This is a genomic window from Bradyrhizobium sp. HKCCYLRH3073 (assembly GCF_051167995.1).
Lineage (GTDB): Bacteria > Pseudomonadota > Alphaproteobacteria > Rhizobiales > Xanthobacteraceae > Bradyrhizobium.
In genome coordinates, this window is record NZ_JBNPUD010000003.1 from 159,799 (window position 1) to 173,557 (window position 13,759).

At 67.6% G+C, this 13,759-nt stretch carries 14 protein-coding genes; 8 read left to right on the top strand and 6 right to left on the bottom strand.

Translation table 11 applies throughout. The features are described 5' to 3' along the window. Positions 1 to 18 precede the first annotated feature (18 nt). The 3 genes from ACQR1X_RS08415 to ACQR1X_RS08425 form a co-directional block, all read right to left on the bottom strand. Positions 19 to 2,115, bottom strand: coding sequence for a PAS domain-containing protein (locus ACQR1X_RS08415; RefSeq protein WP_434898645.1), 2,097 nt, complete (start codon positions 2,113 to 2,115; stop codon positions 19 to 21). A 198-nt stretch (positions 2,116 to 2,313) separates the two neighbouring features. After that, complete coding sequence (locus ACQR1X_RS08420; RefSeq protein WP_008961253.1) at positions 2,314 to 2,559, bottom strand: hypothetical protein; 246 nt, start codon at positions 2,557 to 2,559, stop codon at positions 2,314 to 2,316. A gap of 163 nt (positions 2,560 to 2,722) precedes the next feature. Next, the gene (locus ACQR1X_RS08425; protein WP_315800227.1) at positions 2,723 to 3,157 is read right to left on the bottom strand and encodes a DUF1810 domain-containing protein; all 435 of its coding nucleotides are present in this window, start codon (positions 3,155 to 3,157) and stop codon (positions 2,723 to 2,725) included. Between the two features lie 226 nt (positions 3,158 to 3,383). Between ACQR1X_RS08425 and ACQR1X_RS08430 the strand changes: the two genes are divergently transcribed. Beyond that, on the top strand, positions 3,384 to 4,424 hold the full coding sequence (locus ACQR1X_RS08430) for a DUF2778 domain-containing protein (protein ID WP_315800442.1): 1,041 nt from the start codon (positions 3,384 to 3,386) through the stop codon (positions 4,422 to 4,424). Positions 4,425 to 4,490: 66 nt separating this feature from the next. Beyond that, positions 4,491 to 4,748, top strand: coding sequence for a hypothetical protein (locus ACQR1X_RS08435; protein WP_315800226.1), 258 nt, complete (start codon positions 4,491 to 4,493; stop codon positions 4,746 to 4,748). A 1,439-nt stretch (positions 4,749 to 6,187) separates the two neighbouring features. Here the strand turns inward: ACQR1X_RS08435 and ACQR1X_RS08440 are convergent. Beyond that, positions 6,188 to 6,661: a hypothetical protein gene (locus tag ACQR1X_RS08440; protein WP_434898646.1), complete on the bottom strand. Its 474-nt coding sequence runs from the start codon at positions 6,659 to 6,661 to the stop codon at positions 6,188 to 6,190. Between the two features lie 363 nt (positions 6,662 to 7,024). On the opposite strand from ACQR1X_RS08440, the gene ACQR1X_RS08445 reads away from it, so the two are divergent. Together ACQR1X_RS08445 and ACQR1X_RS08450 are read left to right on the top strand one after the other, a co-directional pair. Further along, positions 7,025 to 7,261 carry a hypothetical protein gene (locus tag ACQR1X_RS08445; RefSeq protein WP_315712310.1) on the top strand — a complete coding sequence of 79 codons (237 nt, stop codon included), beginning with the start codon at positions 7,025 to 7,027 and terminating at the stop codon, positions 7,259 to 7,261. A gap of 129 nt (positions 7,262 to 7,390) precedes the next feature. Beyond that, a complete protein-coding gene (locus ACQR1X_RS08450; protein WP_315800224.1) occupies positions 7,391 to 7,981 on the top strand; it encodes an NADPH-dependent FMN reductase in 591 nt (196 codons plus the stop codon). Between the two features lie 67 nt (positions 7,982 to 8,048). On the opposite strand, the gene ACQR1X_RS08455 is transcribed toward ACQR1X_RS08450, so the two are convergent. Next, a complete protein-coding gene (locus ACQR1X_RS08455) occupies positions 8,049 to 8,297 on the bottom strand; it encodes a hypothetical protein (RefSeq protein ID WP_315800223.1) in 249 nt (82 codons plus the stop codon). A 376-nt stretch (positions 8,298 to 8,673) separates the two neighbouring features. Here ACQR1X_RS08455 and ACQR1X_RS08460 point away from each other — a divergent pair, with 376 nt between their 5' ends. The 4 genes from ACQR1X_RS08460 to ACQR1X_RS08475 all read left to right on the top strand — a co-directional run bounded on the left by ACQR1X_RS08460 (position 8,674) and on the right by ACQR1X_RS08475 (position 13,233). Next, positions 8,674 to 9,561, top strand: a complete 888-nt coding sequence (locus tag ACQR1X_RS08460) for a LysR substrate-binding domain-containing protein (RefSeq protein ID WP_315800222.1) — start codon at positions 8,674 to 8,676, stop codon at positions 9,559 to 9,561. A 120-nt stretch (positions 9,562 to 9,681) separates the two neighbouring features. Further along, a complete protein-coding gene (gene gabT / locus ACQR1X_RS08465; protein ID WP_434898647.1) occupies positions 9,682 to 10,971 on the top strand; it encodes a 4-aminobutyrate--2-oxoglutarate transaminase in 1,290 nt (429 codons plus the stop codon). A gap of 40 nt (positions 10,972 to 11,011) precedes the next feature. Further along, the gene (locus ACQR1X_RS08470; protein WP_316236610.1) at positions 11,012 to 12,310 is read left to right on the top strand and encodes an ArgE/DapE family deacylase; all 1,299 of its coding nucleotides are present in this window, start codon (positions 11,012 to 11,014) and stop codon (positions 12,308 to 12,310) included. Beyond that, positions 12,307 to 13,233: a 2-hydroxyacid dehydrogenase gene (locus tag ACQR1X_RS08475; protein ID WP_434895227.1), complete on the top strand. Its 927-nt coding sequence runs from the start codon at positions 12,307 to 12,309 to the stop codon at positions 13,231 to 13,233. Before ACQR1X_RS08470 ends, ACQR1X_RS08475 begins: the two co-directional genes overlap by 4 nt. 8 nt (positions 13,234 to 13,241) lie before the next feature. Here the strand turns inward: ACQR1X_RS08475 and ACQR1X_RS08480 are convergent, their stop codons facing one another. Next, a complete protein-coding gene (locus tag ACQR1X_RS08480; protein ID WP_316180838.1) occupies positions 13,242 to 13,625 on the bottom strand; it encodes a hypothetical protein in 384 nt (127 codons plus the stop codon). Positions 13,626 to 13,759: the final 134 nt, after the last annotated feature.

The following is a 13,759-nucleotide window of genomic DNA, read 5'->3' on the forward strand; positions in this document are numbered from 1 at the left end:
ACGGCGGCGATCACGCGCTCAGCTCTCCACCATCTCGCCGACGCGGGCGGCGAGCGCCTCGACGTCGAACGGCTTGGTCAGCACCTGCATCCCCGGCGCGAGCTGGCCGCTGCTCAGGATCGCGTTCTCGGCGTAGCCGGTGATGAACAGCACCTTGAGATCCGGCCGCGTCGCGCGCGCCGCATCGGCCAGCTGGCGGCCATTCATGCCGCCGGGCAGACCGACATCGGTGATCAGGAGATCGATGCGCGCGTCTGATTGCAGCGCCGCAAGGCCGGTCGGTCCGTCCTTGGCTTCGACCACCGCGTAGCCGCACTCGTCGAGCACCTCCATTACCACCATGCGCACCGTCGGCTCGTCGTCGACAACGAGGATGGTCTGGCCGGTGCGGGAAGACGGCGCCGCGCCGGCGCGCGCGGGATCGGCGGCCTCAACGGCGCCGGCATAATGCCGCGGGAAATAGAGACACATCGTGGTGCCCTGACCGAGCTCGGAATAGATCCGCACCTGTCCGCCGGACTGCCGGACGAAGCCGTAGACCATCGATAGGCCGAGGCCGGTGCCCTGGCCGATCGGCTTGGTGGTGAAGAACGGATCGAAGGCGTGCTCGATCACGTCGGGTGTCATGCCGGTGCCGGTATCGGTCACGCACAGCGAGATATATTGGCCGGGCGGCAGGTCGCGCTCGCGCGCGGCGCGGTCGTCCAGCCATTTGTTGGCGGTCTCGATCGTGATCCGGCCGCCCTCGGGCATCGCGTCGCGGGCATTGATGCAGAGGTTGAGCAGTGCGCTTTCGAGCTGCGACGAATCGATCAGTGCCGGCCAGAGCCCTCCGGCCGTCACGACCTCGAGCGCGATCTGCGGGCCGACGGTGCGGCGAACCAGCTCCTCCATGCCCATGACGAGCCGGTTGACATCGGTCGGCTTGGGATCGAGCGTCTGCCGGCGCGAGAAGGCGAGCAGGCGATGGGTCAGCGCGGCGGCGCGCTTCGAGGCGCCCTGGGCGGCCGCGACGTAACGGTCCACATCGGCAAAGCGGCCCTGGCGCAGGCGGGTCTGCAGCATCTCGAGCGAGCCCAGGATGCCGGTCAGCAGATTGTTGAAATCATGGGCGATGCCGCCGGTGAGCTGTCCGACGGCTTCCATCTTCTGCGACTGCCGCAACGCCTCCTCGGCCTCGTGCAGCCGGGTCTGTTCGCGCAGCCGGTCGGTGACGTCATAGGCGAACTGATAGGCGCCGATCTGTCGGCCCGCGGCGTCGCGCAGCACCGAGAAGCGCATTTCGTAGAAGCGGCGGTCGCGGCCGGGATCGCCGAATTCCTCGACCGCGACGAACTCCTCGCCAGCCAGCGCGCGGGACCATACCGCGCGAACCGCCGCCCGATGCTCCGGTAGATCCTTGAACAGCTCCAGCATGTCGTCGCCGATCTTGGGCTGGAGGCCGAAGACACGTCCAAACTCCTGCACGGCTGCGCCGTTGATCGCGATCAGGCGGTATTGCGTATCGACCACCTGCACGAAGGCGTTGGTGCCTTCGACGATGTCGGCGAGCAGCTTGCGCTCGGCGAGCGCGGCGACCACGCGGGCCTCCAGCGTGTCGTTGATCTCCTGTAGTGCGGCCTCGGCGCGCTTGCGCGCGGTGATGTCCTGGAACAGCACCGCGACCTGTCGACGTTCGGCCGGCTCCACCCGGAACGCCGCGAGCTCGAGATAACGTCCGGTGGCGACCAGCTCGCGCTCGAACCGGATCGGCTCGCCGGTGCGCAGCACGCCGCCATAGAGCTCGACCCAGCCGTCGGCCTCGCCCGGCACCATCTCCCGCACCTTCTGTCCGACCACGTTCGGAATGCCCGCATGCAGCGCGTAGGCCGGGTTGGCCTCGACATGGACGTAGTCGCTCAGCGGGCCGTGCGGGCCGTCGAAGAACTCGATGATGCAGAAGCCTTCATCGATCGAGTTGAACAGCGTCCGGTACCGCTCCTCGCTCTCCGCCAGGGCTGTCTCGGCGCGCGCGCGCTTGCCGGCATCGGCGGCGAACAGGGCCTGAAGACGGGCATTTTCGCTTTCGAGCTCCCGCAGCCGCTGCCGGAGCGCATCGATCTCTGAGAGACTCACGCCGCCTCGCGCAGATGAGGAGGCGGGGCAGGCAAAGCGGAGAACATTGAAGGGCCTATGCAGCTCGATGTGGAGATCGCTTGACGTCATAACATGTCAACGATCGTCCGTCAGGCCGCTGCCGATGGAACCCGACGATCATCGAGCGGCCCCGCCTACCCATGGCGGGGCCCAGATGTCGTCCAGCCCGGCGTCCGGTCAGCCGCCGGCCTCGCATTTCTTCATGAAGCTGGTCTTGGCGGCGCCGGCGAGCTTCTTGCCGTCGGAGCCGACCGCCTTGGTCTCGCACGTCTCGGCCATGCACTTCTTCATGAACGAGGTCTTGGCGGCACCGGCCAGTGCCTTGCCGTCCTTGCCGACGGCCTTGGTCTCGCAGCTATCCTCGGCGAAGGCGGAGCCGGCGGCGAAGGTCGCGAGCGCGGCAATCAGGAACAACTTCTTCATGAGTGTGTCTCCTTGGGACAAACAATGCGGCGGATGGGAGCCGCAAATCTTGGCGTGATCAAGTTTCCTGTTCGGCCTATCACCCGAAATCCGGCCGGGTCGGCCGGCGAACTCATCAGCATGCTACCGATGACGCGGACGCGACGCGCTTTGCAGCGAGTGGTCATCCCATGCCGCGCTGCAGAAACGCCAACGTCTGGCGATCCCGCACCCCGTCGCAATAGCGATCGAGCGCCTGCGCGAAGATCCCATTCGGGCTGATCGAATCGAACAGCGTCATGCATGAGCGGAATTTGGCATCGTCCGGCACTCCCAGAATGTCGCGCAGCGACTTGCCTTGCACCGCGAGCACCAGTCGGGTGCATTCGACGAGTCGCGGGCCGAGCAGGGGATGCGCCAGATAGGCCTCGGCCTCGGCGCGGGAGCGGATCGCGTAGCGCTGCGCCATGGCGGAGCTGCCGAGCCCCTCGACCTGGGGAAAGATGAACCACATCCAGTGGCTTTGCTTGGCGCCGGCCGCAAGTTCGGCGGTCACCCGTGAATAAATCGAACTTTGTGCGTCGGCAAATCGGCCGAGATCATCCCATTCGGCGTTCATCCATTCCTCCAACCGGCTGATTCATCGATGTAATCGGCTTTCTGGGACGGTCGCGGCGCGGCCCTGCGAGGCTTGGACCCCGGTCCATTCCCCATCACTCCGGGCTGGCGTTTGTCTAGATTATGCCGCACTCTTGCCATCCTATGTCATGACGGGTCGAATCGTACCCCTTGGGGTCGGGCACCTTTCCCGGGTGGTCCGAAAAGGGGGGTATATCGGGGACGTGATGGCTTCCAGTGAAGCAAGCGTAGACGTTCTGTTGTCGCAAGGCCGCTTCGGGCGCTCCGAAGCGATCGCACTCGTGCTTGCAGCACTTGCGGTCGCAGCGGGCGCGGCCGCATGGGTCGGAGCCAACAGCGATGAGACGCCCCTTGCGAGCGCGGCGATTCCGGCCGCCGCGCCGTCCATGACCTTCGAAACACGTTTCGCGCCGGCCTCCGCCTCGGCCACGGCGTATTCGGAAAAAGACGCGGTTCGCGCGCTCGACCGTTTCGCCCTTCGCGGCGCGATCGACCGCCAACTGCTCGATGCCCGGGCCGCGCTGGTGAAGGGCATGGAAGCGCGCGATTCGGGCGCACGCGACCCCAGCAACAGCGATTGGCGGCCGATGTTGACGGAGGGCAATACCGTCACGATGCCCGCACCGGGCGTGCCGCTGCCGCGACCGCGGCCGTCCGTCGCCAACCTGCCGACCAGTCTGGTTTCGGCCAGTGCGCCTGAAGCCGTCGGACGCGTCGACGATCGCTCCATCCTGCAGAAGCTGTCCGACCTGTTGCCGAGCCCGACCAAGTTCGCCTCGCTTGGTCCGGATAGCGGCATCGTGCGCTCCGGGATCGATCTCGGCGCGCTCGGCTACGACAAGACCGCCGTCTACGACATCAAGGCCAAGATGGTGTATCTGCCGTCGGGCATCGGGCTCGAGGCCCATTCCGGCATGGGCAGCCTGCGCGACGACCCCGAGCACGTCAATCAGCGCATGGTCGGCGCGACCCCGCCCGCCACCTATGACCTGAAGCCGCGCGAAAAGCCGTTTCACGGCGTGCGCGCCCTGCGCATGAACGTGGTGGAGGGATCGACCCTCGGCCGGAGCGGATTGCTGACCCACCCCTATATGCTGGGGCCGGAGGGTGATTCGAACGGCTGCGTCTCGATCAAGAATTACGATCGCTTCCTGAAGGCGTATGATGATGGCGAGTTCAACCGACTCGTTGTCGTCGTCGGGCTCGAGGCTGGCACCCCGACGCGGACCGCGCAAAAGACCGAGTGACGTTTTGTTGCCGGGCCTCGGCGCGACCTCGGCGGTGACGCCCGTCGCATCTTCCGGAAGGTCCCCATGATTGATCCCGCAAACTCGGAAACGCGTCTGCGTACCACCTTCAACATCAAGGTGAACGGCAAGCCGGTCGTGATTTCGACGGTCGGGCAGGCCCATCAGTTCCTCACCAGCCTCAACGCCGTCGAGTGGATGGAGTTCAAGTCGCTGCACGACCAGGCCATGGCCGCGCTGCAGGCCGCGGCCGACAACGCGATCATGACGGTCCAGGCCACCACGGCGGTGCGCACGCTGTTCGTGAGCGCGAAGCTGTTGTGAGAAACCTGGTCCGAGACGGCTGCCGTGTCGGGCCATGCCGCGCGTGTTGCTCGCGTCACTGTCCGCCCCTTCACACTTGGTGTCATCGCCCGGCTTGCCGCCTCCGTTAAAGCTGCGGCGCGCCCTGGCGCTCGTTGCCGCGTCGAAGCCGACAGGCGAAGACGGGACCGGGCGATCCAGCACGCCGAGGCCGTCGCGATTGCGCGAGCGGCCGCGGCGCACCGGATGCCCCGCCGGAGCCTGTCCTCGGGCTCGCCGAAGGCGAGACGCGGGGGCGGGGCATGACAGCGGTGGGAGGAGCACCATCTCGCCTCATCGTCATGCAGGGGCGCGTGCAGCGCGAGCCCGGCATCCATAACCACGAGCGGCCGTGTGAGGCATGTTGGCCGCTCCATCTCGCTCAATCATTCCTGCCTGTGAGTATGGATTCCAGGCTCGCGCTGCGCGCGCCCAGGAATGACGGTGAGTCTGTGGAAGCGCTGCTCCGCTCATGACCTCACCTTTTCGCAGACTTCGAGATGTTCACGCATGCGCTCGCGCTCTCGCGACGCTCCGCGCCCGAGGGATCCGTCCGTCTTGCCCTCTCCATAAAAAGAGGGCGCGGGGAATGCCGGGATGCTGGCCGCAACCCATGGCCCGCCTGCAGAAAAAAAGCAGGCGGCAGTCACCACAGGTTCAGCCGGGCAACCGGCATTCCCCGCGCGATGATCTTAACGGCTGCTTCGCGCGCTCCCCGGTGCGCCGGGCGTTCTGGTCACCGTGCACGATGACGCGCTTTGGGCGCGCCACCGCGGAGGCATCAGCGTCGGGATGCCAGGACCACGCGACTTGACCGTACGCGACACCAGCGTTCGTCGGCGCAAAGATGCGCTGCGCTGCCATCGCGTTCACCGCTCCTCCCGCTCCACGTCCGTGACGACCGCGAACCGCCCCTCCTGCGAGCGGGAGATGGCGCGACAAAAGCACTGAATCCGATTTAGGAAAAGCAGAATATTTTCGACGGAGGGACTGGACAGGCCAAATCAGCTTGATGGGCCTGCGGAAAATCGTTTCCGCGTGCACCGCCGTTGTTGCCGATTCAAGCCCCGGAGGTGACGCCACCAGATGGACATGCGCCTTGATTTGCCCGGCGGGCAGGCGTTCGCGTCGTTCCGATGATCGTTGTTCGGCCGAGAGCCGCGGCGTGAACATGTTTGTTAGTTGCCCGGCGCACGCTGATCGCGCGAGGAAGCGAAGGCAGGCTGAAGCACGCTCGATGCGCGCCACGCGAAGCGACCGGGGATGGCCTTCGCGTGCATGCCGCGATGCACGCGTGGGGCCGTCCAACGCCATTGCGCGGGAGTGCATCGGCAGGGCCAAGGCCCAGATCGAGCTGCCGCTGGAGGGGTTCTACGACGGCGGCGACTGAAGCCCGCCGATGTTGCGGCGCGGCGGCCGTATCAGTTGGCCATCTCGGCGGCGTCGAGCGCGATCTCCTCGCGCTCGGCCTTCTCGGCCGCCGGAGCGTTGGCGGTCTCGGCCGTTTCGAAATCGTCCTCGGCGATCTCCTGGACCGCAGTATCCTGGGCCTCGGCCGTCTCGACCTCGGCGGTCTCGACCTGCTCGGCGGCGAGCGCGGCCGCCACGACGGCCTCCGGCTCGGCGTCATCATTGGCCGGCGTCGCGAACAGGTTGGGGGCGGGGATGGTGGTGGGCACCACCGGCCGCTGCTTGGCCTTGTACCAGGACGAAAATTTCTGCGACAGGCCGGCTTCGAACTCGGCGAGCGGCAGGCTGTTGCCGTCCTCGTCGGTGATGACGACCTGCCAGCCTTCAGCCTCCATCACCTGTGCGTTGGCGAGAACGATGAGGGCGCTTTCGCGCTGCTTGCGGATCGTCTGCTGCTCCCGCTCAGCCACCATCGTGTACGCCATGAACCTGACTCCCACACCTGAACTCGGGACACGTGATGGTCCGAAGCACCATCAGGACGCCGCCACTACGCCGTGAGAGTGTGAGCGCGGCTGGGCCGGATTGCGTTCGCCTAATGACAATTTGGCGGCGTCTCACAGGTTCCGGCCGGCCAAGGGGAGTCGAAGATGCAACAGGCCGCAAAATTGTGGTGCAGGACCGAGAGCGCTTGTTGAAGGCGCGCCGCGACGTGTCATCATTTGATTCTGCGGCGGCAACTGCTTCGCGACATCAGCGAAGGCAGCGGGTGAACCGGACAAACAGCGGGCGAATTGGGGACGGCGATGCGAACTCATCTGTTCAGGATGCGGAATTGGAATGTGGCAATGGCGGGGCTTGCGCTGGCGATGGTCGCCAGCCCGCGCGCGGGCCATGCCTTCACGGAGGACGACCAGCGGCGGCTGTGCACGGGCGACGTCTTCCGGCTGTGCTCGTCGGAGATTCCCGATCGCGACCGCATCATTGCCTGCATGATGAAGCAGCGCGCCAGCCTCAGCGACGGTTGCCGCAGCGTGTTCGGCCGGCCATCGGAACGCTCCGCTTCGGCCACCGTGACGCGCTGAGCGTGCCACGCCTCGTTTCCGCCAGCCACGCGCCGCCGGTCCTTCGATCTGCGGCGTGACCAGAACTACCTCGATGACATGACGGCGTGTTAGCTTGGCGCGGATTGTACGGCCAGGAGTTGACCCGCCATGAGCTTCCGCATCCTCGTCCTCTACGGCTCCTATCGCTCCGACCGGATGGGCATCCGGCTCGCGCAATTCGTCGTGGACGGGTTGCGCGCCAGGGATCAGGTCGTCGAGCTGATCGACGCCAAGGCGGTCGGCCTGCCGATGCTCGACCGCATGTACAAGGAATATCCGCCCGGCCAGGCGCCAGCAGCCATGGCCGAGCTTGCGGCCAAGATCCGTGCCGCCGACGGCTTCGTGTTCGTCACTGGCGAATACAACTGGGGCATGCAGCCGGGACTGAAGAACCTCACCGACCACTTTCTCGAGGAATGGTTCTGGCGTCCGGCGGCGATCGCGAGCTATTCCGCCGGCCGCCTCTCCGGGGCACGGGCCGCCACGGCGTGGCACGGCACGTTGTCGGAGATGGGCATGGTGGTGGTGTCGAGCACGCTTGCCGTCGGCCCGATCGGTCAGGCGCTGTCCGCCGACGGCAAGCCGACCGGCGATTCCGGCCAATCGCTCGAGCACGCGTTTCCGCGCTTTGCCGACGATCTCTTGTGGTGGGTCGAGGCGGGCAGGGAGCAGCGGGCGCGCAGGGCGCCACCTTACTGAGTGCGGGCATCAGCGCAGGCCGGAGCGCAAGCGCTCCAGCTCTTGCGCCAAGTCCGCTCCAAGTCCGCTAACGTTGTTCCGCGCTGCCGGTCCCGTTGGTGACCGCGCGCTGACGCGCCGGGGCGCTTGCGCTCTGCCCCTGACAGGGCCGCTCCATCCAGCTCCCGTCCGGGGCCTGCTGGTAGGCGCGGCACGGCAGGGACGACGTGGCCTGATCATCCGGCTTGGATGCCTGGGAGCTTTTCGCCAGTGCGGGGGCGGCCGTCGCGACGAGGGCTGCCAGCGAACCGACGTAGATCATTTGGCTGATCCGCATCTTGGGGGTTCTCCTGCTCGAAGCACCCCCGATTCAAAGTCGAATTGTGGAAACTTTGAGGCAAATCCCGCCTGTCGTCGCAGGACGCTTAAGGATCGCTTGCGACGTCGCCTGCGGCGTTAAGGCAAATGCGCGGTCCGGCGAGCGTGGCTTTCTCAAGGCTGGCGTTGCGCCCATGCTGACGGTAAGAGCGGCATGACGCGCGAAAGCGCCCTCGTGATCCGCGATGCGGGTGCTCCGCCCGGAGCGTCCTGTGCGGTCAACGGACGCCGGCATGGCCGCCGGCGCTCCCGACATCAGCCGCGCGACCGACGGATCGTGGCGGTTCCGCTTCAGGGCGGGGAGGGAGACCGCGCAGGCTGAGAACTGTGCGAGCATGACGAGACCCCGGTTGCCCTCCCTGATCGCGCTGCGTGCCTTCGAGGCCGTCGGCCGCAAGGGCAGCGTGCGCGCCGCCGGCGACGAGCTCGCGGTCAGCCACACCGTGGTCTCGCGCCATCTGCAGAATCTGCAGCGCAGCCTGGGCGTGGCGCTGGTGCGCGCCGAGGGACGGGGCCTCGCGCTGACCGATGCCGGACGTCAGTTCCATGCCGAGGTCAGCCAGGCCTTCGACATCATCGCCCGCGCGACGATGTCGGTGCGGCCCGTGGCGCGTCCGACCCTGAACATCTGGTGCATTCCGGGCCTCGCCAATCGCCGCCTGCTGGCGCGGCTGCCCGAGCTGAGCGGCCCGCCACGCAACTGGGACATCAACCTGCAGCCGACGCTGGCGCACCCCGACCTGCAGCGCGGCGAAGCGGATGCGGAGATCGTCTATGCCGAAGCGATCGACCGGAGCGGCGGCGTGGTCGCCGAGGAGCTGGTGTGCCCACGCGTATTCCCGGTCGCAAGCCCGGCCTATCTGGCAAGGTTTCCGGCGATCGCGACACTCCCGGGCCTCGCCAGGGCCTCGCTGATCCACGAGGAGTCCACCGCGCAATGGGAGCAATGGTTCGAGCTGGCGGGGTATCGCGAGCCGGTCACGTTGCGCGGGCAGCGGCTGTGGCACGCGCATCTCGCCATTGAAGCCGCCCGCTTCGGCCAGGGCGTCGCGCTCGCCAACGAGGTGCTGGTCGCCGATGATCTGCGCAGCGGTGCGCTGGTCGAGGTGATCCCATCGGCACTCCACATGGGAGCCTATCAGCTCGTCGCGCTCCGGGAGCGCTGGGACGAGCCCGCGATCGTGGCGCTGCGGGCGTGGCTGAAGAATGTGCTCGCCGCGTAGCTGCGCGCTCATCCTGCTGGGTCTGGTGCATTGCAGGCACCTGTCGTCAGGAACAAGCTGATTGATCGCGACGGCTCGCGGCTTAGCCTTCTGCTCGATTTTCCGACGAGGAGTTGAGCCATGGTTGCGAATTTGGCTGCGAACGAAGAACTGCTGGCGCGACGTCATGAGGCCGTCGTCCGGGGCGTGAGCTATGCGACGCCGCTGTTTGCCGACCGCGCCCTCAACAGCGAGGTGTGGGACGTCGAGGGCAAGCGCTACGTCGACTTCGCCGGCGGCATCGCGGTGCTCAACACCGGCCACTGCCATCCGCATGTCGTTGCCGCGATCCGGGCACAGCTCGACCGCTTCACCCACACCTGCTTCCAGGTGCTGCAATACGAGCCCTATGTGCGGCTGAGCGAGCGGCTCAACGCGCTGGCGCCGATTTCGGGGCCGGCCAAGTCGATCCTGCTGACGACCGGCGCGGAGGCGACCGAGAACGCCATCAAGATCGCACGCGCCGCCACCGGCCGCAGCGGCATCATCGCCTTCACCGGCGCCTTCCACGGCCGTACCGCGCTCGCCAATGCGATGACCGGCAAGGTGATGCCGTACAAGAAGCATTTCGGGCCGCCGCTGCCCGGCGTCTGGCACGCGCCGTTTCCGATCGCCGGCAGCAACGTGACGGTCGAGGACACGCTGTCCTACATCAACTTCATCTTCAAGGCCGACATCGACGCCTCGCAGGTCGCGGCCATCATCATCGAGCCCGTGCAGGGCGAGGGCGGTTTCCACCAGGCGCCGCCGGAGCTGATGCGGGGCCTGCGCCGGATCTGCGACAGCCATGGCATCGTGCTGATCGCCGACGAGGTGCAGACCGGCTTCGGCCGCACCGGCAAGATGTTCGCGATGGAGCACTACGACGTGCAGCCGGACCTGATCTGCGTCGCCAAGAGTCTCGCCGGCGGCATGCCGCTGTCCGGCGTGATCGGCCGCGCTGCGATCATGGACGCCGCCGAGCCGGGCGGTCTCGGCGGCACCTATGGCGGCAATCCGCTGGCCTGCGCCGCGGCGCTTGCCGTGCTCGATGTGTTCGAGCAGGAGAAGCTGCTCGACCGCGCCAATGCGATCGGCGAGCGGCTGCGTGCGGCGATCGCGCGCTTCTCGCGCGCCAACGCGCTGGTTCCGGTTTCCGGTCCGCGCGGTCCTGGCGCAATGGTTGCATTCGATATCCTGAAGCAGCGCGGCAGCGACGAGCCGGATGCGGAAATGACCAAGCGCGTGACGCGCGTGGCGCACGAGAACGGCCTGATCCTGTTGTCGTGCGGCGTCACCGCGAGCACCATTCGCATCCTGGTGCCGCTGACGGCATCGGACGAGATCGTGGACGAAGGGCTCGCGATCCTGGAGAAGTGCCTGGCCGCCTGACGTGCGGCCGAGGTGAACGGGAAGGCTGGAGGTTTGCAACGTGACTGAAGCTGCGGCGGCTGTGCCGAATGACGTGATGGAGCGGCTCGCCGCCGCCGTCGATGCCAACTTCGCCAAGCAGGTCGCCTTCCTGCAGCAGCTCGTGCAGTTCCGCAGCCTGCGCGGCGAGGAAGCGCCGGTGCAGGACTGGCTGGCGCGCGAGCTCGCGAGCCGCGGCTATCAGGTCGACCGCTTCAGCCTGGGCGATGTCGACCTGATGCGCCATCCCAAGGCGGCGCCGATGGACGGCATCGCGCTCGACGGCTCGCGGCAGGTGGTGGCGACGCTCGACGGAGCGGGCAAGGGCCGCAGCCTGATCCTGCAGGGCCACGTCGACGTCGTGCCGGAAGGGCCGACCGATCTCTGGAACGACCCGCCCTATGAGGCGATCGTGCGCGACGGCTGGATGATCGGGCGCGGCGCCCAGGACATGAAGGCCGGCGTCTCCGCGATGATCTTCGCGCTCGATGCGATCAAGGCGGCCGGCTTCGTGCCGGACGGACGCATTCACCTGGAGACGGTGACCGAGGAGGAGAGCACCGGCAACGGCGCGCTCTCGACTCTGTTGCGCGGCTACACGGCTGATGCTTGCCTGATCCCGGAGCCGACCGGCCACACGCTGACCCGCGCCCAGGTCGGCGCGATCTGGTTTCGCTTGCGCGTGCGCGGCACGCCGGTGCACGTCGCCTACGCCGAGACCGGCACCAATGCGATCCTGTCGGCGATGCACCTGATCCGCGCGTTTCAGGAGCACACCCGGGAGATCAACGCGCGCGCCAAGTCGAACGCGTGGTTCGCCGCGGTCAAGGATCCGATCAAGTTCAACGTCGGCATCATCAAGGGCGGCGACTGGGCCAGCTCGACGCCGGCGTGGTGCGACCTCGATTGCCGGCTCGGCGTGCTGCCCGGCGAGACGCCGGCGCAGGCCATGGCCGGCATCGAGCAATGTCTCGCCATAGCGCAGGCCGCAGACAGCTTCCTGTCGGAGAATCCGGTCGAGCTGGTGTGGAGCGGCTTCCAGGCCGATCCCGCCGTGTGCGAGCCCGGCAGCGCCGCGGAGGCCGCGCTCGCCGACGTGCATGCGCGCGTGTTCGAGCAGCCGCTGGACGTGCGGCTGTCCACGGCGGTCAACGACACCCGCTACTATCAGGTCGACTACGGCATCCCGGCGCTGTGCTACGGGCCCTACGGCATCGGTCCGCACGCGTTCGACGAGCGCGTCGATCTCGACAGCGTGCGCAAGACCACGCTGTCGATCGCGATGTTCGTCGCGCAATGGTGCGGACTGCGGCCGGCATGATCACGGTCGCGCTTCTCAGCCGTCCCGGGCTGATGGATCCGATGCGGGCGCTGCTCGCGCGCGAGCTGCCGGGCGTGGCCGTCGCGTCATGGCCGGAAGCCGCGGCGCGCGACGCCGAGCTAGCGGTATGCTGGAAGCCGGAGCCCGGTGCGCTGGCGGCGATGCCGAAGCTGAAGCTGATCCATTCGATCGCGGCCGGCGTCGACAACATCCTGTCCGATTCCACCGTGCCGGATGTGCCGCTGTGCCGGATCGTCGATCCCGACATCTCGGCGGCCATGACCGAGTTCGTGCTGTGGGGGACGCTGTATTTCCACCGCGATTTCGATCGCGCCGTCGGCAACGCGCGGAACGGCGTGTGGCGGCGCTACGAGCAGCGTGCCGCCAGGGACCGTCGGGTCGGCATTCTCGGGCTCGGCGAGCTCGGCTCCGCGGCCGCGATCCGTCTGGTCGAGCTGGGCTTCGCGGTGAGCGCGTGGTCGCGCTCGCCCAAGGCGCTCGCCGGCGTGCGGACCCATTGCGGCGCCGCTGCGCTCGACGACTTCCTGGGCGAGACGGAGATCCTGGTCTCGCTGCTGCCGCTGACGGCCTCGACCGTGGGGCTGCTCGATGCCGAGCGTCTGGGCCGGCTGCCCAAGGGCGCCGCGCTGATCCTGTGCAGCCGCGGCGAGCACCTGGTGACGGAGGATCTGGTCGCGCTGCTGCGCAGCGGCCATCTGCGCGGCGCCGTGCTCGATGTCTTCGCGCATGAGCCGTTGCCCGCGGACCATGCGCTGTGGCGCGAGCCGGGCGTGCTGGTGACGCCGCACATGGCGGCGATCGCATCCTGGGAGGTGATCGCGCAGCAGGTCGCGGAGAATGCCCGGCGGCTGCTGCGCGGCGAGCCGTTGCTGAACGTCGTCGATCGCGCCCGCGGCTACTGATTAGTCAGCTACTCAAGCGTCTGCACCGGCGGCGCCACCGGACCGCGCGGCGCCGGCGGAGCGACAGCGATGGTCCGTGCAGGCGGTGGTGCGCTGCGCGGCGCGGCCTGCGGTTGCTGCTGAGACTCGGTCATCGCAGCCTGGCTGTCCCTGACCGGACGCCGGACCTGCTGTGACCGCGCCGCGCGCGAGCGGCGGAAGCCCCAGGAGCGCGCGATCGAGGGACCTGCCGTGTAGCCGACGACCGCGCCGGCAACCGCTCCAACCGGTCCGAACACGACGGCGCCCGACAAGGCGCCCAGCGCAGCATCGCCGCCGCGGTGCTCGTCGGCCATCGCCGCCGATGCCGTCAATGTCAGCGCCAAGGCCGCGGTCGCCAGCAGTCTGGTCATGAGATGTCCCCTCCGTCGCAACAGCGCCGAAATGGCGGACAAATGTGGCGAGAAGAATGCGGGGAGTGGAACCTGTCAGGGAACCGGTAACCCTAATGCGGACACAATGTCTCAGCGCCGCGGCATGGCGCCCA

Bases quoted from the DNA above. Each gene is read 5' to 3' on its own strand.
- ACQR1X_RS08420 (WP_008961253.1), bottom strand. From the start codon at position 2,559: ATGAAGAAGTTGTTCCTGATTGCCGCGCTCGCGACCTTCGCCGCCGGC.
- ACQR1X_RS08425 (WP_315800227.1), bottom strand. From the start codon at position 3,157: ATGAACGCCGAATGGGATGATCTCGGCCGATTTGCCGACGCACAAAGT.
- ACQR1X_RS08430 (WP_315800442.1), top strand. From the start codon at position 3,384: ATGGCTTCCAGTGAAGCAAGCGTAGACGTTCTGTTGTCGCAAGGCCGC.
- ACQR1X_RS08435 (WP_315800226.1), top strand. From the start codon at position 4,491: ATGATTGATCCCGCAAACTCGGAAACGCGTCTGCGTACCACCTTCAAC.
- ACQR1X_RS08440 (WP_434898646.1), bottom strand. From the start codon at position 6,661: ATGGCGTACACGATGGTGGCTGAGCGGGAGCAGCAGACGATCCGCAAG.
- ACQR1X_RS08445 (WP_315712310.1), top strand. From the start codon at position 7,025: ATGGCGGGGCTTGCGCTGGCGATGGTCGCCAGCCCGCGCGCGGGCCAT.
- ACQR1X_RS08450 (WP_315800224.1), top strand. From the start codon at position 7,391: ATGAGCTTCCGCATCCTCGTCCTCTACGGCTCCTATCGCTCCGACCGG.
- ACQR1X_RS08455 (WP_315800223.1), bottom strand. From the start codon at position 8,297: ATGCGGATCAGCCAAATGATCTACGTCGGTTCGCTGGCAGCCCTCGTC.
- ACQR1X_RS08460 (WP_315800222.1), top strand. From the start codon at position 8,674: ATGACGAGACCCCGGTTGCCCTCCCTGATCGCGCTGCGTGCCTTCGAG.
- gabT (WP_434898647.1), top strand. From the start codon at position 9,682: ATGGTTGCGAATTTGGCTGCGAACGAAGAACTGCTGGCGCGACGTCAT.
- ACQR1X_RS08475 (WP_434895227.1), top strand. From the start codon at position 12,307: ATGATCACGGTCGCGCTTCTCAGCCGTCCCGGGCTGATGGATCCGATG.
- ACQR1X_RS08480 (WP_316180838.1), bottom strand. From the start codon at position 13,625: ATGACCAGACTGCTGGCGACCGCGGCCTTGGCGCTGACATTGACGGCA.